Source organism: Nitrospinaceae bacterium, from assembly GCA_018669005.1.
Lineage (GTDB): Bacteria > UBA8248 > UBA8248 > UBA8248 > UBA8248 > UBA8248.
In genome coordinates, this window is the sequence record JABJAL010000055.1 from 34,252 (window position 1) to 55,771 (window position 21,520).

Genomic DNA, 21,520 nt, shown 5'->3' on the forward strand with positions numbered 1-21,520 from the left:
TTAATGGCTTTCATGCCTGGCGCGCGCTCAGAGCGGAAAGAAAAGCGTGGGGAGGAGGGTCTCGGCCTTTTCCTCATCGCCCTCGATTGCGAGGCGTCCATCGGCGCGGCTCTGAGGGACGGGGAGGCGTCCTGTAATGAGGAGGAGCATGTCGCCAGCCGTGGCGGAAAAAGTAGCGTCCACCAGATGGCCATCTGCCGAGTGCTCGCCAATCCCCATATCTATGCCCTTTCCATCCTCGACCCGCGTCGCCCAGCGGTAGCCGATATCAGTGAGGTCGAACGCGAAGGCACCCGAGAGCCCCTCTGCCGGGGAGAGTTCGTAGAATAGCTGGCAGTGTTGCCGAAGGTTTCGGGCGGCGATGGCGACCGAGGGGCCTGTTAAGGGTGCCGAGGGTTTGTTTTGAATATCCCACTCATGGAGCAGGTATTCATTGAGCCGCGAGAGGATGAGCCTGCGAATGGGGAAATTTCGGCGGCGATGCCAGGTCATTTTTTCGTAGTCGGCGGGATCGAGCGAGGCGAATAGATCGATGACATCGGTGGTGCTCGCCTCGAAACGATCTGTGAGCGCGGGGCCATCGAGCCTTCCGATCTCAATGGCCATGTCTTTGCGCATCGTCATGAATTCCTCGCGCGTTTTTGCGCCGAAGGGAAAACCCAAATCCCCTTTAAGACCGTTTCGGACCGAGGAGGCAAAGAACTCGCCGCCGAAGGTGATGTGTCCCATCACCTGGGACGCCGTCCAGTCAGGACAAAAGGTAGGGGCCGCCCAATCGGCCTCGGAAAATTTGCGAAACCATTCGGCGAGGCGCAAGAATTCGCGCCGCATGGCCTCAATTGTCTCTTTTATCTCTTGAGAGTAGTCCACACTTAATTCCTTTCTGGTGAAGATTATCCCCTACACATCGCGAATAAAGCGCGAGGCATAGGAGCGCACCTCGCGGCCATTCAAGACATGGAAGCGGCGAATGCGCTCGACAGTCTCGCGCGAAAAACGCCCGAGGGGGATATGAACAAGTTGCTTGCGGTGGCGCCGAGCTATTTGACGCCAGCGCGCGGCAGGCGGGCCCGGGCTGACGAGGGCAACGACCTTTTCTTGAGAATGAAGGCATGCCCCGGCAATGAGTCGCTCCTCAAGTGTTCGCGTGTAGTTAAAACGCGGGTCGCGCCACACATCCTCGATAAAGCGCGGCGGGTAGACAAAAAATGCGCCCCCGTACGTCGATTGTGCGACGCCGGGGCCAATCACGTTCTCCTCGAACGGGGTGGCGTAGAGGCACAAGGTAGATTCTTCGTCGTGCTCGGCGAACCACATCGTGCGCCAGGCGTACTTGAGCGGATCCGCCGGGGTGTCGAATATGAAGACGACGACATCGAGGCTTCCGCGCGCAGGGGGAAGCTCCTTGACCCAGAGATCGCCCGTGTGCCAGTTGCGCAGGGTTTCGCGCATGTCGATGCCGTCCATGATCGAGGTCGTGAATTTTTCGCTCCGGGCGAGATCCTGGCCGAGGATGGCACGGGCCTGCTCGCGCACATGGGTGTGGAAGCTCTCGATTTTCGTGTCCTCGGGCGGCCAGGAGCATTGGGTGAACGGGTTCCAGCGCTGGCGCCAGCTATTCTTTTTTATCTCGGGGGGCCGGGGCTTGAGCTCAATGGCGCGCCAGGAGATCTCAGAGCCCTCCAAGCGGCTCTTCATGGGACCCACGCCGCCATCCGGGAACTCCGCCTCACCTATCCCGGCGCGGAGGCCCTCCCCTTCCTGGGGCTCTTCTTGATACGGGTACTTTCGTGCGCATTCGGCCAGGGTGAGCGCAAAGGCATCGCCGGCAATCTGCTGGGCGGCGAGAACGAGGGTGAAAAGATCGGGGGTCAAGCGGCCTGCCTGAAGGGTGAGATTGCGCACGTACTGGAGGAAAATCTGTATCCGCTGGGGAGTGACCCAGTTAAGGGCCGGCTTGTATTCCCGCAACCACTCGGCGCGGGCATCGAGGATAAGTTCCTTCACCCCGTCTATCGATAGATTTTTATCGCCGCGAAGCTCCTCGCGCCGCTTTTCATAGAGCGCCGTGATGAAGGGAAGCTCGCCCAGGACAAATGCCAGTGTCGCCGCCTCAACCGGCCAGCGACGCGGCAGGCCTGGGTTTGGCGCCTCCTCGGGCACCTCAAATTTTTGCTGATAGGCCTGCCGCACCCAGTGCCAATCCATCGCCTGGCACACAAAGGCTATCTTCTCGAATCCTTCGGCCTCAAGGGCTCGGAGACGCGCCGCCATCCAGCGCACACGCGCCTCGCGCTGGCTGCCCGCTTTGGGCGGCGGCGAGGCCGTGAGGAGTGCCGCCGAGACGGCCTCCAGCGAAACCTTCTTGAGCGCATAGGGGTCCGGGAAAACGCGCGATTCGGCTTTAAAAACCTCCACCTCTATATCAATGAACACGCGGGGAACCCGCTCCTCCATCGCCGCCCGCAGCGCTGCGATAACGGGCTGGCAGGGATCGACGGGAACAAAATTAAAGCCCTCCTCCCCCTCCTCTTCGGCCTCCCCGGCACGCTCCCAGGGCGAGGACACATCCTCAGAATCCTCGCCGCCCTCCTCATCACCATACTCGGGCGCCGAGTCCCAAGTTCGCACTTCCTCCTCGGCCGTCACCACCGAAATCGAGGGGAGATCAAGAACCCCGTCCTCAACCTCTTGTTGAAACGAGGGGGGCAGCGGCACCGCCAGACAATCGGGCTCGAGGCGCAGCAGGCGCTCGCGCACCTCGACGGCGAAATCCCCGGAGCCGTGCACCACCGGGAGAACATGGATTTTTGGGGATATCGAGAGAAATGCAGGCTCGCTCATGCTTTTTTCGCCCTAGCGATCCGGATGAAGGGGGCTGTCATCCCCAAAGAAAATGTCCCCAAAATCCATCGGAGGCGGCTCATCGCCCAGCGCCTGCCTGCGGCGTTGCGCGAGCCCCTCTAAATCGAGGGCCTCCTCGCCGAGCACCTTGAGCAGCGATTCGCGCCAGGCCTCATCTTGGGCAAGCGGATGCTCCCGCTCCTGCGCCAGCCGCTTGATGGCGTACTGGAGAATGTGAATCCCGTCCCGTGGTGAGTAATCGAGATCAAGTTCATGGGCCTCTTGAAGGAACTCAACCGTCATCGCCAACATCTCCTCGCCCGCAAAGGGCAGGTGGTAGCGCATGATGGCCATCTCATCGTCCCTATCCGGAAACGCAAGCGGCAATGTGGGCTGAAGACGCGAGAGAATATAGTCGGGCACCTCGTAGGTCGAAGCATCATCGTTCATCGTCACACAACAACGAAAATCCGGGTGCGCCGCAACGGTGATGCCCGCAACGATGGACTCAACATAGCGCCTGTGATCGAGAAGGGGCGCGAGCGAGGCCCAGCTTTTCTCGCTCATGCGGTTGCCCTCGTCGATAACGCATATGCCGCCCTGAATCATTGCCGTCACGAGCGGCGAGGCGTGATACGCAATGCGGCCCGACTCGGCGAGCACCGGCGTCACCAGCAAATCCTCGGGCCGCGTGTCGGCCGTCGCCTGAAAAATGTGGAGCGCCTGCTCGCGCTCCCTCGCCGCCGACATGGCGAGCGTCGTCTTGCCGATGCCTGGCGGGCCCGTAATCCGGGGGGACAGAGGAAGATCCTCATCCGCCACGATCAGCCAGCAAGCCTGCAACTGATCAAGCGCCTCTCTTTGGCCAATCCACTCCTGGGCGGACTCGGTCGGACGACTCAAATGGAGCGAGACGCCATCAATCTCGGCGCTGCCTCCGGCTACCTTCGGTTCCTCGTGCACATCAAACTCCCTTGATTGAAAAGGCCCTCATCTCAGCCCTCGCCCAGCCACCGGCTCGGCTGGGGTGCCCTGCCCTTTTTTAAACGAAACTTTTCCCGCGCATAATACTCGATATGCGCCACAGCCTCCTCGATCAAATCCGTCACCAGGAAAAGTTTGAGATCGCGCTCCGAAATCATCCCCTCCTCGGCCATCTGCTTGAGAAAGTCTATCAGAGGCTGCCAGTACTCCGCGCCCATCAAAACAATTGGAAAGTGCGCGATCTTGCCCGTCTGTATCAGGGTGACAGCCTCGAACACCTCGTCCATCGTCCCCACCCCGCCGGGCAGGCCAACAAACCCGTAGGAATACTTGAACAGAAACACCTTGCGGATGAAAAAATAATGAATGTCCACCCAGGTGTCGAGATAAGGGTTGGGCGCCTGCTCCATGGGAAGCGAAATATTGCAGCCCACCGACCTTCCCCCTGCCTCCTTCGCCCCGCGGTTGGCCGCCTCCATCAAGCCGGGCCCGCCGCCGGTCATCACCGTGAACCCAAGATCAGAGACAGCGGCCCCCACCTTGCGGCCAAGCTCGTAATAGGGATGCCCCTCATCAATGCGGGCCGAGCCAAATACGGTGATACAAGGGCCCACGAAGTGAAACACCCGAAAACCCTTGATGAAGTCCTTCGCCATCCGGAACACGAAGCCAAGCTCGCCTTTCCGTGAACTCGGGCCCTCCAAAAAAACCTGCTCGTCGTTACCCGAGCCGAAAACCTGACGCATCACCTCTCCCTATTAAAAATACGAATAAAATATGCGTGTCCCTAAATGAGACACCCTCATTATCCCAGACTTCGGCGGATATTGCGCCCCGGCGAAAGGGGAATCTAATAAGAGGCACCCATTTGGGAAGCGCCCCGCCCTGGGATATATTAGCCCCTGGCTTTAATCGCCCTTGGAGAAACAATGAACCTGTTTGAAGATCTCAAAGCGCGCGGGCTGGTGCACGATTTTACCGATCAGCCCGAAATGCTTGACGCCCTTGAGCGCGGCGGCATGTCCGTTTACTGCGGCTTTGACCCCACCTCCGACAGCCTCCATATCGGAAGCCTAATACCAATCACCGGGCTCATGCGCTTCCAGCGCGCCGGGCACCGCCCCATCGCTCTCGTCGGCGGGGCCACCGGAATGATAGGCGACCCTTCGGGAAAATCAGAGGAGCGAAACCTCCTCGGAGCAAGCGATCTTGCCCAAAACATCGCGGGCATCCGCGCCCAGATTGAGGGCTTTTTAGAATTCAGTGGGAGCAATGCGGCGCTCCTTGCCAACAACGCCGATTGGCTTGGGGGCATGAATTTTATTGAATTTCTCCGTGACGCTGGCAAGCATTTTTCCATCGGCTACATGATGGCAAAGGATTCGGTTAAATCAAGAATTGCCGATGCCGGAATTTCCTACACAGAATTCAGCTACATGATCCTTCAGGCTTATGATTTTCTGCACCTGTTTCGGGAAGAGGATTGCACCCTTCAGATTGGCGGCTCCGATCAGTGGGGCAATATCACCGGCGGCATCGAACTTATCCGCCGCACGTTGAGCAAGCCAGCCTACGGCATCACCTTCCCGCTCATCACTACCTCGGATGGCCGGAAATTCGGCAAGACTGAGGCGGGCAACATTTGGCTCGACACAGAGCGTACCAGCCCCTACCAGTTTTATCAGTACTGGATACAGACGGCGGACGCCGACGTGGGCCGCTTTCTGCGCTACTTCACCTTTTTGCCGCTCGATGAGATCGAGGCGATTGAAAAAGAACACATGGAGCGCCCCGAAAAAAGAGAGGGCCAGATTCGTCTCGCCAGGGAAATCACCACGATGGTCCATGGTGCAGAGGCCACCGAGAGCAATATTCGCGCCTCGGAGATTCTTTTCGGCGGCTCGCTCGAGGGGATCGAGGAGCGTGATTTGCTCGCCGTAGCCGGTGAGATGCCCCGCACCACACAATCATCTTCCCTGCCGATCTCGGTGATCGATGTTCTTGCAGAATCTGGACTATGCAAATCAAAATCCATGGCCCGCAAGGATCTCAAGGGCGGCGGTATATACGTGAACAACAATCGGCGAGGCGAGGAGAGCGCAGAAATCTCCCCTGGCGACCTTCTTTTTGGCCGCTACGTTTTGCTCCGAAAGGGGAAAAAGAACTATCATTTGCTTGAGATCAATGCGTAATACGGTATCCTGACCTCGGTTCAGAAATTTTTCCAAGGAGACAGACGCCCATGAGCATTCTCGATAGATTAAAAGACGGCCAGGACCCCGAACCCGAAAAAAAAGCCCCTCCGGGGCAGGCCCCACAGGGACAAGCCCCCGCCGCCCCGCCCGCCAAGCCGGGTATACGGGTGGGCACAAAGGCCGGTGCGCCCCAAGGCGGTGCGCCTCCAGGGCAAGCGCCTGCGCAGAGACGGGCCGCACCACAAGAGCAGGCACCCGAGGAAGAGGTGCCCGAAGAAGACCTTGGCGAGTACGACCCGCTCTCCCTCCAGGCACCCAGGACAATCGATGAGCTTGGTGTGCGCCGAGACTTTCTTTTGCCCCATGTTCTTAAAACGGTTTTCGTGCTCGACACCTTCACGGTGAGCGAGGCGGCTGAAAATTTATGCCTTCCCGTAAACATAACGAACGATTTGCTTGAAGAGTGGGTTGCGCTCAAATGTGTCGAGGTGACCTCGGCGAGCGGATACCAGGCCGCCTCGCGCCGCTTTGCGATGACGAGCGAGGGCCGCCGCAGAGCCCGCGAGTACATGAACCTGAGCGGCTACATCGGCGCGGTGCCGGTGCCGCTAGTGACCTACACCGAGATGGTCAAACGCCAGACCGTCCTCAACGTCAAGGTGAACAGCGAGGGGCTGAAAAAAGCGCTCTCCCATCTCATTGTGAGCGATAAACTTTTCAAGCCGCTTGGCCCGGCGGTGAACTCAGGGAGAACTATTTTTCTCTACGGCCCTCCGGGCAACGGCAAGACGGCGGTTGCCGTGGCGCTCTCATCCTTGTTGGGCGGCCTCGTGGCCATTCCCAGGGCGGTGGAACTCGATGGATTCGTGATGCGGCTCTACGACCCCTCCATTCATATCGCCGAGGGGGAGCAGCCCGAGGACCGGCGCTGGCTCCACTGCAAGCGGCCCATTGTTGTCGTGGGCGGCGAGCTAACCATTGAGATGATGGAGCTTCGCATGGACCCGAGCTCAAATACCTACGAGGCGCCGCCACACGTTAAATCGAACAGCGGAATATTTATTCTCGACGACTTCGGGCGCCAGCTTGTGCGCCCGCGCGACCTGCTCAACCGCTGGATCGTGCCGCTTGAGAGCCGCGTGGACTTTCTCTCCCTCCACACCGGAAGCAAGGTGGAGATTCCCTTCGATCAACTCGTTATCTTCAGCACAAACATCAACCCCAAGGATTTGCTTGATGAGGCGTTCATGCGCCGCCTTCGCCACAAGATTTACATCGGGCCGCTTGAGCCTGCCGGTTTCCGCGCGGCCTTCGAGATGGCCTGCAAGAGCAAGAAAGTGCCCTGGAACGGCGATGTCTTCGACAAGCTCATCAAGGAGGTTTACGAGCCCCAGGGGCTGCCCTTTAACGGCTGCCACCCGCGCGATTTGCTCGACCATCTCATCGACTTGGCTAAGTTCGAGGAGAAGACACCCGAAATGACCGAGGACCTTCTCATGCGGGCCTGCGAGAGCTATTTCGTGCAGATCGAGGACGATAGCAGCGAGGCATTTACATCCTCGGCCGGCGTCGCCGATCTATTAAAATAAGCGTCCCGCAACCGCGTCACACTTCCTGGGGACATGCCCCTTTTGCGCCACCACACGGATAGGGCCCCGGCATGAGCGACGCTCCCAGCCAACAAGTTCGCTACGAAGAGCTCCCCGAGCTCTACCACACCTGGAAGTGGCGGGTGCTGATCGCCTACTGCGTCTTCTATTCGATGAACTACATGGGGCGCTTCAACTTCAGCCTCATTCAACCGGCAATTATCGAGGATATGGGCATCACCAGCGCCGACACGGGCTGGATCAACTCATGGATGTTCTGGGGCTTTGCCTTCGGCGATTTTGTTCACGGGCACTTAGCCGAGCGCTTTGGCTATCGGCGCATACTCCTGCTGGGGGCCCTTGGCACCGGCCTGTTCAACTACATCGCGAGCTTTGGGACCACGATCAACGGCCTGCTCGTCCCCTGGGCCATCGTCGGTTTCGTGAACGCCGCGACCTGGGCGCCAGGCATCGGCATCATCGCCCAGTGGTGGGGACGGCGAGAGCGGGGACGCGCCATGGGCCTGGTGGGAACGGCGGCGGGCTTTGCGATGCTCGTCGTCTGGGTGGTGACGCCCTGGGTGGCGGGAAATTTTGGCTGGCGTGCGGCGCTGCGCTATCCGCCGATGATCATCTCGCTGCTTGGCGTGGCCTTTTATTTCGTGGCGCGGGACAAACCGCGCGATGTGGGGCTGCCCGAGTATGCCGAATCCGATGAGGTGTCGCTCCAGGCCGAGGCCGCCTCGGCGGGACGCGAACACGGACTTCACGCCTACATTCACCTTCTCTCAAACTGGCGTTTCTTCATCGCCTGCCAGGTCAAGGGCCTCGACAACGTCGTGCGCTACGGAATCGTTTCCTGGGCGCCGGTCTACTACGCCCAGGTCGGCGGAATGGATCTAAGAGAGATGGGCTGGGTCACCTTCGCCTACCCGCTGGGCTACATGTGGGGCCCGATTTGCGGCGGCTATATTTCAGATAAATTCTTCGCTAGCAACCGCTCGCGAGTCATCATCCTCGCCGGCTTTCTAAGCGGGGCGGCTGTACTTGGCATCGCCCTGATACCGGCGAACTCGATTCCGCTCGCCGTCCTTTTTCTCATCGTGGGTGGATTTTTCGTGAACATGTCGCCCATCCAGGCGCTTGCCGTCGATCTCGCCGGGAGGCGGCTTGCGGGAACGGCCTCAGGGGTGCTCGACGCACACGGCTATATATACGGGGCCCTGCAGGCCTGGTTCTTCGGCTGGCTTGCGGTGTCTGTGCCAAACGGATGGCTCTGGGTGTTCTCGATCATGGCGGCAACAAGGCTCATCAGCGTCGCCGCCATCTGGCGGGTGCGGGCCTAGTCTTTCAAGCTCTTCAAAATTTCGAGGCGAATAAGAGCCTCCTCGCCGCCCCACTTTCCAATCAAATAGGTAAGAACGAGCCTGAGCCACTCGGTGCGGGCCATCACATCGGGCTGCAGATAACTTGAGGCGCCAAAGCGCCACGCCCCCTCCTCATCCCGTACAAATAGGTCGGCCCGAATGTCGGGCTGGCATGCAAGGCGAATCGCCGCAAGAGCCTCCCGGCCATCAGACAGATCGTAGCGAAATTTCACATCCTCGCCCCCGAAGCGAACCACGAGCGATATGGCCTCGCCCGCCTCCTGAAGAGGCGCCGCCAGCTCGATTGAGACCGCCTCGGTTGAGGCCCCGGCATCCACTCCGAAGAGAAGATAGGTATCGCCGCCCACCGTAAGACGACCCGATGACGCGTTGCCCCGTCTCCCATCATCAAGCGCTTTTTTTAGCCAATCGGGCAATCGCTCGCGCCCGGCGTAGGCTGTCGGTGTCTCGCCCTCATCGAGCAGCCGAAGTTTCTCGCACCACTCCGATAGAGAGGCAATAAGTGGATGCACTGGATGGAAAACCTCGGCCTCCCAAGGGGTAATGCCTGCCATGCCATTGACGAGACTTGTCTGTATTGCGGCAAGGGCATTCTCCCTGGCTCGGCTCGCATCTTCGCTCCCCTGCCCCGAGGTGGCTTGTAGCGCTTCCACTGCGGCCAGCCGCGCGGCCAGCACCTCAAGATGGGGATGCCCCTGCGCGCCGGAAAATAGATTAAGCGCCTCCCCCATCTCCTCGCCCAGCCCATTGTCGGCCAGCCAACCTTCGGGCTCGAATTCGAGCGCTCCGAACCCAAGCTGTGGATCCGAAAGACGCCGCCAGAGCCCCCGTGCACCCGCAAACGCAGCCGCCGTTGCCTCCTCGCCATGAATGTCCCAAACGCTGTCGAGCTCATCTCGCAAAGAGTCTTCACTCTCCCCCCGATCAAGGGCGGCGGCGAGGCGGCGGAGCAAGAGGCTGAAAAATGCCGACTGCGCCTGGGCAAGCGATGAGAGCTTGCCAGGTGTCGAGGTGGACGATGTTAAAACAAGGTAGAGAAGACCAGGGGCGGGTTTCGTTCCCTGCGCTCCGAACAGGGGGCCCAGCCGCTCGGCTCGCTGCTGAACGGTGCTAAGCGGCTCCCCGCCCAGTAGGCGAAGATGGATGAACGAGAGCGCAAGCACCTGCTCGGGCAGGGTGGGCTCTGCTGATAGGGGAAAGAAAAGTTCTGTGAATTGGGTGAGTGCTTCCTCGCCAGCTCGACCGAAATTACGATCCAGATAGACCTGGCAGCGCGCGTCCCACCACTCGGCAAAGGCGGCCTGGAGACCTTGGCCGCTCACGAGCGCCCAGATTCTTCGCCCGGATTGCCCGGATCGCTTTGCCCTTGGGGCGAATCGTCACTGGCGGGAATGAGCCCCGCTGCGCGGAGCCTTGCCTCGCCCTTCGTCTGAAAAAATCGGCCCGCCCCGAAGAGCGCGCCAGCCAGCAGGACGATCTGAAACTGGGCTGCCATGCCGCCCAACACAGGGATCGAGCCGGCGAAAAAAAGCGCGAAGGCGACATCGAGCAGAGCGAGTCCCTGAAGAATGCGTCCGAGCCGATAGAGTGCCATCAGCCCAGCAGGCTCACCGCCGCCCGAAGGCGCTCGATGCCCTCTTTGACGTTCTCTAGCGAAGTCGCATAGGAGAAGCGGATATACCTATCATCACCAAATCCGACACCGGGAACAGCAGCACACTGGGCATGTTCAAGAAAATAGACCCCTACGTCCATCGAATCTGTGATCTCCCCATTCGGCCCCTGCCGCCCGAAAAGATTGCTGATGCGCGGGAAGACGTAGAACGCCCCCTTGGGCATGACGCAAGACAAGCCGTCGATGGAATTCATCCCCTCGACGATCGCCTGGCGGCGCTTGTCGTACTCGGCCCGCCACCCGTCGAGAAAATCATGCGGCCCCTGGAGGGCGGCGATGCCGCCGTATTGGGCAAACGTGGTGACGTTGCTCGTGCTTTGGCCCTGGAGGGTGTCCATCGCCTTGACAATCTCTCTGGGGGCGCAGGTGTAGCCCATCCGCCAGCCGGTCATGGCGTAGGTTTTCGAGAAGCCATCGAGGAGCAGCGTGCGCGCCTTCATCTCGGGCGAGAGGCTGGCAATTGAGACATGCTCCTCACCGTCATAGAGAAGCTTTCCATAAATTTCATCGGTGAGAACCATCGCGCTCGGGTGCGCCAGCACCTCGGCGGCGATGCCCTCGATTTCGGCACGAGTGTAAACACAGCCTGAGGGGTTGCACGGGCTGTTAATGACGACAAGCTTCGTTCGAGGGCTCATGGCGGCGGCAAGCTCCTCGCGGGTCATCTTGAAGTTGTTCTCCTCGCTCGTCTCAACGCGAACAACCCTCGCCCCGGCAAGCGTCGCCACGGGTTCGTATGCCACCCAAATCGGCGCCGGTATCACGATTTCATCACCTTCTTCAAGCAACACATGGAGCGCGTTGAAAACCGACTGCTTGCCGCCCACCGTGCAGATGATTTCATCCGGCGTGTACGTGACCCCCTTGTGCTCGGCCACCCAATCGCAGATTGCCTGGCGGAGCGCGGGGATGCCGCTCACCGCCGTATATTTCGTCTGCCCATCGCGAAGGGCCTTGATGGCGCCCTCTTTTATATGATCGGGGGTGTCGAAATCAGGCTCCCCTGCTGCGAACGAGATGACATCAACACCCTGCGCCTTTAATTCGGCTGCTTTGGTGTTCATGGCGAGGGTGGGGATTGGAGGCAACTTACCCATACGTGATGCGAGCTTCATGACTGGACTCCCGGTACTATGATGATTTATTAAAGCGGCGACCAAGCGCCTCGGCCACCTTCGCGGGGACGAACTGGCTTATGTCGCCGCCGAATGAGGCAACTTCCTTAACGAGGCTTGAACTCAAGAAACTGTACTGCTCGCTCGGCGTCAAAAATACCGTCTCGATATTCTTGTCGAGTTGGCGATTCATAAGGGTCATCTGGAATTCATACTCAAAATCGCTCACCGCCCGGATACCCCGCACGATGACGTTCACCCCGAGGTCTGCAGCGAATTCAACCAAAAGACGCTTCTCGAAGCTGACGATCTCCAGATTTTCAACCCCCTCAAGCGCGTCCATGAAGAACTGTTTTCTCTCCTCGAAGGAGAACAACGTGGTCTTCTCAGGGTTCAGTGTGACGGCAACATACACCTTGTCGAAAATATGTAGACTTCGGCGGATTACGTCGAGATGTCCCATCGTCGGGGGATCAAAGGTTCCAGGATATATCGCCAGACGATCCATGAAATCAATGCCTTTCGGGTGCATGAAGAAAAAAAATAACGGCCCGCTTATCTTAAATCCGGATGCTTAAACTAGTCTTTTCCCAAGCGGTGTGTCAACTTAAAGCTGCGAGGCACCTTATTATACGGCATTTTTAGTGGCGGTGGGGATCGCCGCCAGACGAGAGAGGACAACCGCTGCCTTGGACCTATTTCCCCTCGGCCTGATATTCATCGCCGCCTTTTTACACGCTTTTTGGAATTTTGCCGCCAAGGGCGCGGACGAGCCAAGGGCGATGCTCCAAATATCGCTCTGGGCCTCGCTCATCATATTCGCCCCGGTTTTTATCTGGCGCTTTGAGCTGGCAGCGATTCCCCCCGGCGCATGGAAATTTATCCTCACCACTGGCACTCTCCATTCTTTTTATTTCTACGCTCTTGGCCGCGCCTATCAAGAGGGCGAGCTTTCGAGAATCTATCCGCTGGCGCGGGGCTCGGCCCCGGTCCTGGCGGCGATGTTGGCGGTCCTCTTTTTAGGCGAGCGAATCTCGCTCACCGGCGGCGCGGCGATTCTGCTCATCGTGGCGGGGGTGTTCACTTCTCATATTGGCCCCGGGACCGCCGGGATGCGCGGCATCCTCGGATTGTTCAAGGAGCCGGGAAGCCGATGGGCGCTCGCCACAGGGCTCGTGACCTCGATCTACTCGGTCGTGGACAAGGCGGGTGTCACGCTTGCCCCGCCAGAGATTTATATCTACCTCATGTTCACACTAACGGCGCTTTTGAATCTCTCGCTTCAACTTACAAAAGAGCGAGTGAACCTCAAAACCCTGCACCTTGGCGATCCGAAAACGCTTCTGCGCGCCGCCACTGGTGGTTTTTGCATGATGGGGGCCTACGGGCTCGTATTATTTGCGATGCGAATGAGCCAGGTGAGCTACGTTGTTGCGGCCAGGGAGGTAAGCGTCCTTATCGGCGCGGCGCTGGGGGTGTTCATTCTCAAAGAGGGCGGAAAACGCCAGAAGATGATCGGCGCCGGGCTCGTCGCGGCCGGGCTTGTTATCTTCGCGCTGGTAGAATAGCTCAGGACACATAAAAAACGGGGCGGGCCGCGATATCCACAGCCCGCCCCAGATTAGAAATTACTCTGAATCAAAAACTATTTGCCGCTTTTTCCTTTTCCCTTCGGCGGAACGAGCCGGACCGTATCGGTACCTTCCAGATCGGTGCCGTCGACATCTTGTCCGGTCAGTACACCCTCGGTATCACTGTCGGAAAATGATGTGTCCTGGGTGCCGAAGTGGCAGACGAGATCGGCGAGGCCGTCAGCGTTCACGTCCTCGGGCGAGCATTTACGGGGAGCGGCGTCACCGGGACCAAAGGCCAAGGTTGCGACATCCACCCGCGCTACAGCGTCGAAATCAGCGTCCGAGAGAATGGCGACCGGAATGTTGCCCTTAGAGCCCGTGTTGATGCTGTTGGGCTCGCCTCCCGGCTTGATGTCGAGATCGACTTCGATAAGCTGGGGGCCGACCACGAAGGTAACTTTCAAGCTCTGGGACGGGCCACGGCAGGTCGGGCCGTTGATTCCGCCCCAGTTCGAGTTGCTGCGGTTCCAAAGAGTCGGACGGACGATATAGGCATTTGAAGTGAGGCAACGGCACACTCTGGTTCTTTGCCAATCCCCGACCGGCAATGTATTTGAGTTTATTTCAATGCCATAACCGCACTGACCTACATTCCAGGTGCGACCGTCGCATGATAAAGTGAACAGATATGGGCCGTTCCCCAGAGCGCTGGCGATTTGCTGCGCCTTCACGGGATCGCTGCAGGTTGCCCCCACCGGATCGCGGCTTCCCGAGATGGTCACCGAACTGGTGGTGGCGATGTTCGCCTTTACATCCGCCCGGAACGTTTTCCAGTTATCCCACTGGGGGTCGCCAGCAGCGTACCCAGTGCGGTAGGTAAAATTTTCCGAATAGACGACTTCGCCGGGAGCGGCGATCACAGGCCTCGGGGCCGATAGCACGACAATCACGGCGGCGGCGAGTAGGGTCATGCAGATTCGTTTCAGCATCTCCAGACTCCTCTAAAGGGTAAAATTTCAAAATTCAGTTTCATGATCTCTCCGAGCGATTTACTCAGATAAATCCATAGGCCAGAATTAATCCGGTATTATTTCGCTGCGAAAAATCCCTTACCTAGGCGATGGGGTCAAATCTTCAATTTGATAGTTATTATTATAAACGGGCTCCTATATTGTCAAGACAAAAAGAGCATTTTATCTATTTTAGTCATATAGTATGAGACACTCCATCGAGTGGGACTGAGAGAAATCAGGGGACAAAGACAGACGCCAGCACACAACCTTATATTATTTAATGGTTTATCCCCTCACCCCTTCTTGAGCACTTCGCGGACCATGTGGCTGATCTCAGGCAGTATGATTTTTTCCATGCCAGTGCGGCAAGCATTCCCGGAACCAGGAAGGGTCATGATGATGGTGTCCTGGCAGGTGCCCGCCGTCGCGCGGGTGAGGATCGAGGCGGTGCCGATGTCGAGGTAGCTCACATAGCGAAACAACTCACCGAAGCCGGGCATCTCTTTTTCGATCATCGAGAGAGCAACGTCGTAGGTCGTGTCTCGCTGGGTGATGCCGGTGCCGCCGTTCGTGATGACGACCTGGACGGCGGGGTCCGAGCAGGCCTCCTCGAGCGCGCCTCTGATTTGCCCGGCGTCATCCTTGACGATGCGCGTGAAGGCGATTTTGTGACCGCAATCGGTGAGCATGTTGGCGATGAGCTTGCCGCTCGTGTCCGTCTCTGAGGTTCTCGTGTCACTCACCGTGATAACGCTGCAGGTGACGGCGTCGGGGCCCTCGGCACGGTGCTCCTCGTAAGTTTTTTTCTCCGCCGCTTGGGCAATTTCATCGCGGCTTGGTCCCTGGCTCATGGGGCGCGCTCTCCTTTATTCGGTTAAGGCCGCAGGCGACGCGGGCCACTGTCTATTCATTAGGCCCCCAAACCTAGCCGATGGGCCATCCATGGGCAACGGACCGAGGGGCGGTCCCGAGGGCGGTCCCGGGACCGGTCTCATGGCACCCTAGATGCGGCGTAGGCTCAACCTATTGTCAGGCTCGGTCCGGGAAAACCCACTGAAAATCATCCCGGACCAGTGGGTATTTAACTCCTCGGCGGGCAATATCTGGGAAAAAATAGCGAGATATATGCTCCAGGCCACATAATTTTGCAAGATTTTTGGAACATTCTCGCCCCTTTTGTTGTCTAATATAATAGATGGGCCGCCAGCGAACTTTGCACATGCCAAAAAAGGACACACGATGAAAAAGAAAACTCTATTCAGAGCCTCGGCACTGGCGCTGGCATTTAGTCTCATGGCAGCTGGCGGGGTAAGCGCTTTCTTCTCGTTCATTCTGCCTATGCGCGAGGGCCCAACCGGAGAGGAACACACCCCCGTCATCACGGCCGTCGCAGCGCAAAAAAAAATTCGTGATGGAGAGTTTTGGAAAATCTACATCCAGGCCACCGACCCGGACGGCGACCTCGACAGGATTCAGATATCTTTCGAGCAGCTAGGCGGCTCCTATGTGCCCGACATCATCATGCAGGACAAAAAAACTGACAAAATGAACGGCGCCCTGCTGGTCTGGGCCGCTCTCAGCGGAGGCACCGGCAGCACCTCCAATACGATTTACGGAAAGGCCGAGATTCGCGTTGAGGACAGGGCCGGCAACCTCAGTAAACCCAAATTCATAGAATTCGAGGTGCAGACATTGGGCCCCCCGGACACTTTCGCCCCGCCAGCCGGCTTTGATGCCGCCACCAATCTCGGGGAGGCCGAATTTCCTCTCCAGACCGACGAGGACCTCACGGGCGATGACGATGACGCCGCCGACAGAGGGGCCTGATCAAAAAACAGCGCACAAATAAAAAGGGGAGAGAGGCATCTGGCCTCCCTCCCCTTTTTTCTTTTCTTCGTACTTAAACTAGCGCGTACGCCCCGTCGACGTGTCGAGCTTGTGCACGTCGGTGACGAGCCTCTCGTCATAGGGATAGGGCGTGTAGACGTCCGGGCCCTCTTTCCTGACGACGACGTTGTTCTCAAGTCTGAAGCCGCCGATTCCGACCTTGCCCGCGTAGGGCTCAAGGTTGAAGGTCATCCCCTCCTCGAGATCGAGGGGATCGTCATAGGCCGCCGGGCTGAAGTAGGGAAGCTCCCAGGGGTTGGTTCCCGAGCCGTGGCCCAGGCTGTCGAGCACATAGGGCTCGGCCGCCTTGTAAACGTCGAGCGTAGTGTTGCCCACCTTCGAGGCCTCGCACGAGTCCCAAACGGCGTTATAGCTGTTCATATGCCATTCGATCTGCTCCGGAGTCGGCATGATGTCGCCGCAAATCCAGGTCCGCGTGAAATCGCCCCAGTAGCCGTTGAAGCAGCCGCCGATGTCGATGATCACGGGATCGCCCATGCGGATAATGCGGTCGGACGTCAGCCGCCGGTAGGGCGCGGTGTAGGGGCCCGAGCACACGATGTTGGCGCACTGGGTCCATTCGCTGCCAAGCGCCGTCATGGTCTCCCACGCCACGGCGAGCACTTCACACTCCTTGACGCCCGGCTTCAGGAAATCAAGCGCGGCATGCATCCCCGCCTCGGTGATGACCGTCGCCGCCTTCAAGCAATGAATCTCATCCTGGGTCTTGATAATCTTCGCCTTCATCAAGACCACGTAGCCGTCTACGAACTCGGTCTTTGGGAAGGCTTCTTTGAGATGTTTTTCGATCGAGGGGCTCCAGAGGTCGACGCCCACCTTCTTGCCATCGAGGTTGCCGATGAGGCCCTCGACGCGCTTGGCCCAGTCCTTCACCGCCGAGATATCGCGCAGGTTCGCGCGCTTTTGAATCTGCTCGGAGGCAAGCCAAGTCATGCGCGCGTGAACGTGATCGTCATCCATGCTGAAGATATAGGGCTCCTGTCCCTTGGCCAGCACGCAGGCCGCCATGCCGAGCGAGGCCGTCGGATGCAGGTGGGAGCGAAAACCCGTCAGATAGCGGCAATCCTCCGTCCGAAAGACGAAAAGCGCGTCCACATCGCTGGCGTCAAGCGCGTCTTTGGCCCGCTGCAGGCGCTCCTTCCTCATGCGGTCAAAATTAATCCGCTCCTCCCAATCGACACCCATCAAGCCATGATCACCAAGATCAGCCATTTTCCTCATTCTCCTTGTTCGAAAAATTATAAATGCGGCGGCGGGCCACAATCCGGGGCGCGCCGCACCCCCTGTGCTAGAATCGGCATGCTAACCCATTCCCCGAGATCAATGAAGGCCGGGCGATGAAAAAATCCGATTCTCTGATAATCATATTCCTGACCACTATCGTGCTCGGATTTGCGGGTCCAGCCTGGGCGGCCCGGATTCGCGTCGCCCAGGAGTCCGCCCCCGGCCGAGGCGATTTCGACGCCAATATCCTTGGCTACATCGACCCCTACCCCGAGCGGGAAAAAGCGGCGGCAGAGTTCTACTCCTACGAGGCGCTGTCCCACTACTCCTTCAACGGCCCCCACCCGCGCCTGAGGGACGACACTTCGCATCTTTTTTTAGTCACGACGCGAGAGGGCCTCTCGCTCTTCATCGTCCATGATAAACCCAACAATCCAGACGGCGGCGGGGCAACCATGCGAATACGGGTAAAGGGCGACCCCAACGGGGCGCGAATTCTTATTTTCGATGACCCAAATAGCGAATGGGACACCTTCGACGCCAAACCAGGAGGAAAGGAATTTCTCACCTGGCACCGCTGGTTCCCCTGCTGCACGGACGGCCTCGTCCTTGGGACGCTTGAGGGGCGCTGGCGCGTGTTTCTCGAATTCCCTGCAGGCGACGCTGCCGTCGGCGATGAGCCATTCGACGGCCTTCAGCGCTGGAGGGCTTTTTCGGCAAGCGGTAACATCGTTGAACTTAAGCTCAAAAAAGGCAGGCGAGTTCGTCTCGACCCGCCCGGCTCGCTGGTTCGGGCACCCTCGCGCCGAAGCACGATAAATCGTTATCATATGACCAAACATAGATTCGCACTCAAAAGGGAGAAACCATGAAAGCAATGGTGCTGAAAGAGAAAAATACGCCGTTCGTGATGGAGGAGCGGCCCGACCCAAAGGCAGGCCCCGGCGAGGCAGTCGCACGCGTGCTTTCTTGCGGCTCGGGCCTCACCATTCACCACGCCCGCGCCGGGCGCGCCCAGGTGGACTATCCGGTCATCATCGGCCACGAAGTGCTGGGCGAGATCGTGGAAATTGGCCAGGGCGTCACCGGTCTTAGCATCGGCGATCCGGTTACCATGCACTGCTACCTCACCTGCGGGCACTGCCGCTGGTGCCGGACCGACCACGAGGCGCTCTGCGAGAATCTGGCGGGTTTCGTTGGGCGGCACTCAGACGGCGGCTATGCCGAATACATCAAGATGCCCGCCCGCAATTACGTTCCCATCCCGGAGGGTCTCGACTACAAAAAATATCCGGCCGAGGCTGCTGTCATTTGCGATGCCATTGTCACGCCCTACAAAGTGACTCGAAGGGCGCGAATCGCCCCCTTAGAGACGGTCGCCGTCTTCGGCGCAGGCGGCGGCGTGGGAATTCACATGGTGATGCTCGCCAAATGGGCCCACGCCCGCGTCATCGCTATCGACACCGTTGGTGACAAACTGGGCAAGTGCCGCGAACTGGGGGCCGAGGCGGTCGTTGACGCCTCCAAGGATAATGTGGCCGAGGCGCTAGAGGATTTTACGGAAGGGCGCGGCCTCGATGTCGCCGTTGATTTCGTCTCCGTCCCGTCCACCCTTGAGACCGCAGTGGAGGCCCTTGGTCGCAGAGGTCGCCTCGTCACGCTGGGCGGCAACACGCCCAAGCCCTTTAGCGTCTCCGCCGGTCGGATGCTCACACACGAGCTCGAACTCCTCGGCAGTCGCTCATTTACCAAACAAGAGATCAGGGACTCGCTCGAACTCGTGGCGCGGGGAGAGCTTTGGCCTTTCGTGACGGAGACCTACAAGCTAGAGGAGGCCGAGAAGGTCCACGAGCGGCTTGAGGCGGGGCTAATCACCGGGCGGGCAGCCATCATCATGGACTAGCGGTCCACTGCAAAGAACCTCGAATTGGGGCGGACAATCTCAGTCAAAAACCCATTAATGGAAAGGAAGCAAGATGAGCGGCAACTTTAAACTACTCGACTGGTCTGAGTTTCCGGCGAGTTTCAGTAAATGGAAACTCAATCCGACCGGGGCGCACCTTGAGACAACTGAACTATCCCCCGGCGTCTATGCGTTGATTTCGTCCATTCCCGGCGTGGACAATGCTGGCTTCGTCGTCGGCGAAAAGGGGGTGCTAGTCATCGATGCCCACATCAGCGTTCCGATGGCCAACCAAATTCTTGAGCGCGTGCGGGAAGTCACCGACAAACCCATTCTTTATCTCGTTAATTCGAACTATCACGCTGACCACACATTTGGGAACTGCGCCTTCCCGGCGGAAACCCTCGTCGTACAGCACCGGCGCACCGCTGAGATCGTCCCCCACTTTGAACACGAGCGCGAGTTCATGATTCCCTGCGTCGATAATGACCCGAAAATTTTCGAGGGGGTGACGCTTCGCCTGCCCGATATCGTGTTCGACGACTACATCCGCTTCGACCTAGGGGGGCGTATCGTCGAGTGCCACTGGTTCGGTCCGGCCAACACGCCCGGCGACACCATGACCTACGTGCCCGAGGCCAAAGCCGTTTGGACGGGCAACGTCACCGGCGGCATATTTGGCCTCGCGCTTGAATCCGACGCCCACACCTTCCTGGGCACCCTCACCCGATTTGTCCAGACGCTCGATATTGAAACACTTATCCCGGCGCACATGCCGATGGCCGAGGCCAGCCTTCTCGACGATTACCTTTCCTATTTCAGCGAGGTAGCCCGCGGGGTGCGGGGTGCCATTACCGATGGCCTCTCTCTTGAGCAGACTTTCGAGCGTGTCGTCCAGAGCGAGCGCTTCTCGCTGCCAGAGAGCGACCCGCGCGCCGCCGTCATGACCGGGCGGCACCAGTACAACGTGCGAAGAACATTTATGGCGATGTCAAAGATATAAGACCTAGGCCGAATCGAGGCCCAGCAGTTTTTGCGCCGTGCCGCCGAAGATCATTTCCTTGTCTCCCGCCGGGATATCAAGCGCCTCGACATCGGCCACACAACCCTCAAGATCGCCCATCGCCTGTGGGTAATCGCTCCCGAGCATCGTACGCTCCGCCCCCCAGCGCCCAACGGCATAGGCAAGCGCCTCGACCTCGAAGGCAACCGAATCGATGTAAATATTTTTGAGGTACTCGCTCGGCGGCTTATCGATAAACTCGCTGCAGGGTGGGTGGGTCCTGTAGCCCTTGTCGATGCGACCCATCGAATAGGGGATAAGCCCCCCGATATGAGGAACAACGAGTTTCAGATTCGGCACGTGCTCAAAAAGACCACTGAAGGCAAAGCGCGCCGCCGTCAGGGCGCTCTCGAACAACACGCCAAGAACAGTTTGGAGCCAGTAGTCGCGCATCTCCCCCGCCCCGGGGGGCAGGAACGGGTGGATGAACACCGGAACACCAAGCTCCGCCGCCCGCTCATAAAAGGGCCAGAGTTCTTTTTCGTGTATCCCTCGTCCGTCGATACTGGTGATTAGATAGACGGCCGGGAGCCCAAGTTTTTCCACCGCGCGCTCAAGCTCGGCAATGGCGAGTTTCGGGTCCTGTAGCGGGACCGAGGCCGCCGCCGTAAAACGGGACGGATAGCGCGAGATGATATCGGCAAAAGCATCGTTCACTGCTTGGGAGAGGGCGAGGCCTGCCTCGGGCTCCCAGAGATAGACATGGGGCATGGTGAGCGAGAGCATTTGCATGTCCACGCCTGAGGCGTCCATGTCGCGGAGCCTGAGCTCGGGATCGAGCTGCGGGGGCGATATGTGAACGACCGGCACCCCCCTAATGGTGAACACCTGCCGCCCGTCCTTCTCCTCTAGCTTAACCGCCCCGCCAAGGCGCTCGACCTCATCAAGATAGACTTTTGGGTAGAAATGATTGTGAACGTCAATGCGCATCCGTGCCCTTGCCTCCATATGAATAACGAATTACCTGGTCAGTGGAGACAAGCTATCCAAACGGTGGAGCGGGCGCAAATCGGGAAAGATAATTTCCCTGTGGATTGTCGGGTCC

General features: G+C 58.8%; 20 protein-coding genes. 8 read left to right on the forward strand and 12 right to left on the reverse strand.

Going from position 1 to position 21,520, the window contains the following annotated elements:
- Window positions 1-27: 27 nt before the first annotated feature.
- The 4 genes from HOJ95_07315 to HOJ95_07330 are packed head-to-tail and all read right to left on the reverse strand — an operon-like array spanning window position 28 to window position 4,574.
- Window positions 28-870 carry a maleylpyruvate isomerase family mycothiol-dependent enzyme gene (locus tag HOJ95_07315; protein ID MBT6394497.1) on the reverse strand — a complete coding sequence of 281 codons (843 nt, stop codon included), beginning with the start codon at window positions 868-870 and terminating at the stop codon, window positions 28-30.
- 30 nt (window positions 871-900) lie between these two features.
- Window positions 901-2,844, reverse strand: a complete 1,944-nt coding sequence (locus tag HOJ95_07320; protein ID MBT6394498.1) for a hypothetical protein — start codon at window positions 2,842-2,844, stop codon at window positions 901-903.
- A 12-nt stretch (window positions 2,845-2,856) separates the two neighbouring features.
- A complete protein-coding gene (locus tag HOJ95_07325) occupies window positions 2,857-3,807 on the reverse strand; it encodes an AAA domain-containing protein (protein ID MBT6394499.1) in 951 nt (316 codons plus the stop codon).
- A 32-nt stretch (window positions 3,808-3,839) separates the two neighbouring features.
- A complete protein-coding gene (locus HOJ95_07330) occupies window positions 3,840-4,574 on the reverse strand; it encodes a TIGR00730 family Rossman fold protein (GenBank protein ID MBT6394500.1) in 735 nt (244 codons plus the stop codon).
- Between the two features lie 183 nt (window positions 4,575-4,757).
- Between HOJ95_07330 and HOJ95_07335 the strand changes: the two genes are divergently transcribed.
- The 3 genes from HOJ95_07335 to HOJ95_07345 all read left to right on the forward strand — a co-directional run bounded on the left by HOJ95_07335 (window position 4,758) and on the right by HOJ95_07345 (window position 8,958).
- Complete coding sequence (locus HOJ95_07335; GenBank protein ID MBT6394501.1) at window positions 4,758-6,020, forward strand: tyrosine--tRNA ligase; 1,263 nt, start codon at window positions 4,758-4,760, stop codon at window positions 6,018-6,020.
- Window positions 6,021-6,070: 50 nt separating this feature from the next.
- Window positions 6,071-7,612, forward strand: coding sequence for a hypothetical protein (locus tag HOJ95_07340; GenBank protein MBT6394502.1), 1,542 nt, complete (start codon window positions 6,071-6,073; stop codon window positions 7,610-7,612).
- Window positions 7,613-7,683: 71 nt separating this feature from the next.
- Entirely contained in the window at window positions 7,684-8,958 is a 1,275-nt protein-coding gene (locus HOJ95_07345; protein MBT6394503.1) for an MFS transporter, read from the forward strand.
- On the opposite strand, the gene HOJ95_07350 is transcribed toward HOJ95_07345, so the two are convergent.
- Genes HOJ95_07350 through coaD form a run of 4 tightly spaced genes read right to left on the reverse strand, consistent with a single transcriptional unit; the run spans window position 8,955 to window position 12,298 of the window.
- Window positions 8,955-10,322 carry a hypothetical protein gene (locus HOJ95_07350; GenBank protein MBT6394504.1) on the reverse strand — a complete coding sequence of 456 codons (1,368 nt, stop codon included), beginning with the start codon at window positions 10,320-10,322 and terminating at the stop codon, window positions 8,955-8,957. The two genes, HOJ95_07345 and HOJ95_07350, sit on opposite strands and share 4 nt — an antisense overlap.
- Complete coding sequence (locus HOJ95_07355) at window positions 10,319-10,594, reverse strand: hypothetical protein (GenBank protein MBT6394505.1); 276 nt, start codon at window positions 10,592-10,594, stop codon at window positions 10,319-10,321. The genes HOJ95_07350 and HOJ95_07355 overlap by 4 nt, the downstream gene beginning before the upstream one ends.
- Window positions 10,594-11,790 carry a pyridoxal phosphate-dependent aminotransferase gene (locus tag HOJ95_07360; protein MBT6394506.1) on the reverse strand — a complete coding sequence of 399 codons (1,197 nt, stop codon included), beginning with the start codon at window positions 11,788-11,790 and terminating at the stop codon, window positions 10,594-10,596. The genes HOJ95_07355 and HOJ95_07360 overlap by 1 nt, the downstream gene beginning before the upstream one ends.
- 16 nt (window positions 11,791-11,806) lie before the next feature.
- Window positions 11,807-12,298 (reverse strand): pantetheine-phosphate adenylyltransferase, encoded by a 492-nt coding sequence (gene coaD / locus HOJ95_07365; GenBank protein ID MBT6394507.1) that lies wholly within the window; start codon window positions 12,296-12,298, stop codon window positions 11,807-11,809.
- A 181-nt stretch (window positions 12,299-12,479) separates the two neighbouring features.
- Between coaD and HOJ95_07370 the strand changes: the two genes are divergently transcribed.
- Window positions 12,480-13,358: an EamA family transporter gene (locus HOJ95_07370; protein MBT6394508.1), complete on the forward strand. Its 879-nt coding sequence runs from the start codon at window positions 12,480-12,482 to the stop codon at window positions 13,356-13,358.
- Window positions 13,359-13,435: 77 nt separating this feature from the next.
- On the opposite strand, the gene HOJ95_07375 is transcribed toward HOJ95_07370, so the two are convergent.
- Together HOJ95_07375 and HOJ95_07380 are read right to left on the reverse strand one after the other, a co-directional pair.
- Complete coding sequence (locus tag HOJ95_07375) at window positions 13,436-14,353, reverse strand: hypothetical protein (GenBank protein ID MBT6394509.1); 918 nt, start codon at window positions 14,351-14,353, stop codon at window positions 13,436-13,438.
- Window positions 14,354-14,670: 317 nt separating this feature from the next.
- Window positions 14,671-15,228 (reverse strand): molybdenum cofactor biosynthesis protein MoaB, encoded by a 558-nt coding sequence (locus tag HOJ95_07380; GenBank protein MBT6394510.1) that lies wholly within the window; start codon window positions 15,226-15,228, stop codon window positions 14,671-14,673.
- A gap of 388 nt (window positions 15,229-15,616) precedes the next feature.
- On the opposite strand from HOJ95_07380, the gene HOJ95_07385 reads away from it, so the two are divergent.
- Entirely contained in the window at window positions 15,617-16,204 is a 588-nt protein-coding gene (locus HOJ95_07385) for a hypothetical protein (GenBank protein MBT6394511.1), read from the forward strand.
- A 78-nt stretch (window positions 16,205-16,282) separates the two neighbouring features.
- Here HOJ95_07385 and HOJ95_07390 read toward each other — a convergent pair whose 3' ends face one another.
- On the reverse strand, window positions 16,283-17,497 hold the full coding sequence (locus tag HOJ95_07390; protein MBT6394512.1) for an aminopeptidase P family protein: 1,215 nt from the start codon (window positions 17,495-17,497) through the stop codon (window positions 16,283-16,285).
- Between the two features lie 125 nt (window positions 17,498-17,622).
- On the opposite strand from HOJ95_07390, the gene HOJ95_07395 reads away from it, so the two are divergent.
- From HOJ95_07395 to HOJ95_07405, 3 genes are all read left to right on the forward strand, one after another.
- Window positions 17,623-18,381, forward strand: coding sequence for a hypothetical protein (locus tag HOJ95_07395; protein MBT6394513.1), 759 nt, complete (start codon window positions 17,623-17,625; stop codon window positions 18,379-18,381).
- The gene (locus HOJ95_07400) at window positions 18,378-19,412 is read left to right on the forward strand and encodes a zinc-binding dehydrogenase (GenBank protein MBT6394514.1); all 1,035 of its coding nucleotides are present in this window, start codon (window positions 18,378-18,380) and stop codon (window positions 19,410-19,412) included. The genes HOJ95_07395 and HOJ95_07400 overlap by 4 nt, the downstream gene beginning before the upstream one ends.
- A gap of 73 nt (window positions 19,413-19,485) precedes the next feature.
- Window positions 19,486-20,415 carry an MBL fold metallo-hydrolase gene (locus HOJ95_07405; GenBank protein MBT6394515.1) on the forward strand — a complete coding sequence of 310 codons (930 nt, stop codon included), beginning with the start codon at window positions 19,486-19,488 and terminating at the stop codon, window positions 20,413-20,415.
- 3 nt (window positions 20,416-20,418) lie between these two features.
- Here HOJ95_07405 and HOJ95_07410 read toward each other — a convergent pair whose 3' ends face one another.
- Complete coding sequence (locus HOJ95_07410) at window positions 20,419-21,405, reverse strand: amidohydrolase family protein (protein ID MBT6394516.1); 987 nt, start codon at window positions 21,403-21,405, stop codon at window positions 20,419-20,421.
- Window positions 21,406-21,520: the final 115 nt, after the last annotated feature.

Bases quoted from the DNA above. Each gene is read 5' to 3' on its own strand.
- HOJ95_07410 (MBT6394516.1), bottom strand. From the start codon at position 21,405: ATGCGCATTGACGTTCACAATCATTTCTACCCAAAAGTCTATCTTGAT.
- HOJ95_07330 (MBT6394500.1), bottom strand. From the start codon at position 4,574: ATGCGTCAGGTTTTCGGCTCGGGTAACGACGAGCAGGTTTTTTTGGAG.
- HOJ95_07375 (MBT6394509.1), bottom strand. From the start codon at position 14,353: ATGCTGAAACGAATCTGCATGACCCTACTCGCCGCCGCCGTGATTGTC.
- HOJ95_07320 (MBT6394498.1), bottom strand. From the start codon at position 2,844: ATGAGCGAGCCTGCATTTCTCTCGATATCCCCAAAAATCCATGTTCTC.
- HOJ95_07355 (MBT6394505.1), bottom strand. From the start codon at position 10,594: ATGGCACTCTATCGGCTCGGACGCATTCTTCAGGGACTCGCTCTGCTC.
- HOJ95_07385 (MBT6394511.1), top strand. From the start codon at position 15,617: ATGAAAAAGAAAACTCTATTCAGAGCCTCGGCACTGGCGCTGGCATTT.
- HOJ95_07360 (MBT6394506.1), bottom strand. From the start codon at position 11,790: ATGAAGCTCGCATCACGTATGGGTAAGTTGCCTCCAATCCCCACCCTC.
- HOJ95_07400 (MBT6394514.1), top strand. From the start codon at position 18,378: ATGAAAGCAATGGTGCTGAAAGAGAAAAATACGCCGTTCGTGATGGAG.
- HOJ95_07405 (MBT6394515.1), top strand. From the start codon at position 19,486: ATGAGCGGCAACTTTAAACTACTCGACTGGTCTGAGTTTCCGGCGAGT.
- HOJ95_07335 (MBT6394501.1), top strand. From the start codon at position 4,758: ATGAACCTGTTTGAAGATCTCAAAGCGCGCGGGCTGGTGCACGATTTT.
- HOJ95_07340 (MBT6394502.1), top strand. From the start codon at position 6,071: ATGAGCATTCTCGATAGATTAAAAGACGGCCAGGACCCCGAACCCGAA.
- HOJ95_07390 (MBT6394512.1), bottom strand. From the start codon at position 17,497: ATGGCTGATCTTGGTGATCATGGCTTGATGGGTGTCGATTGGGAGGAG.
- HOJ95_07345 (MBT6394503.1), top strand. From the start codon at position 7,684: ATGAGCGACGCTCCCAGCCAACAAGTTCGCTACGAAGAGCTCCCCGAG.
- HOJ95_07380 (MBT6394510.1), bottom strand. From the start codon at position 15,228: ATGAGCCAGGGACCAAGCCGCGATGAAATTGCCCAAGCGGCGGAGAAA.
- coaD (MBT6394507.1), bottom strand. From the start codon at position 12,298: ATGGATCGTCTGGCGATATATCCTGGAACCTTTGATCCCCCGACGATG.
- HOJ95_07395 (MBT6394513.1), top strand. From the start codon at position 17,623: ATGAAAAAATCCGATTCTCTGATAATCATATTCCTGACCACTATCGTG.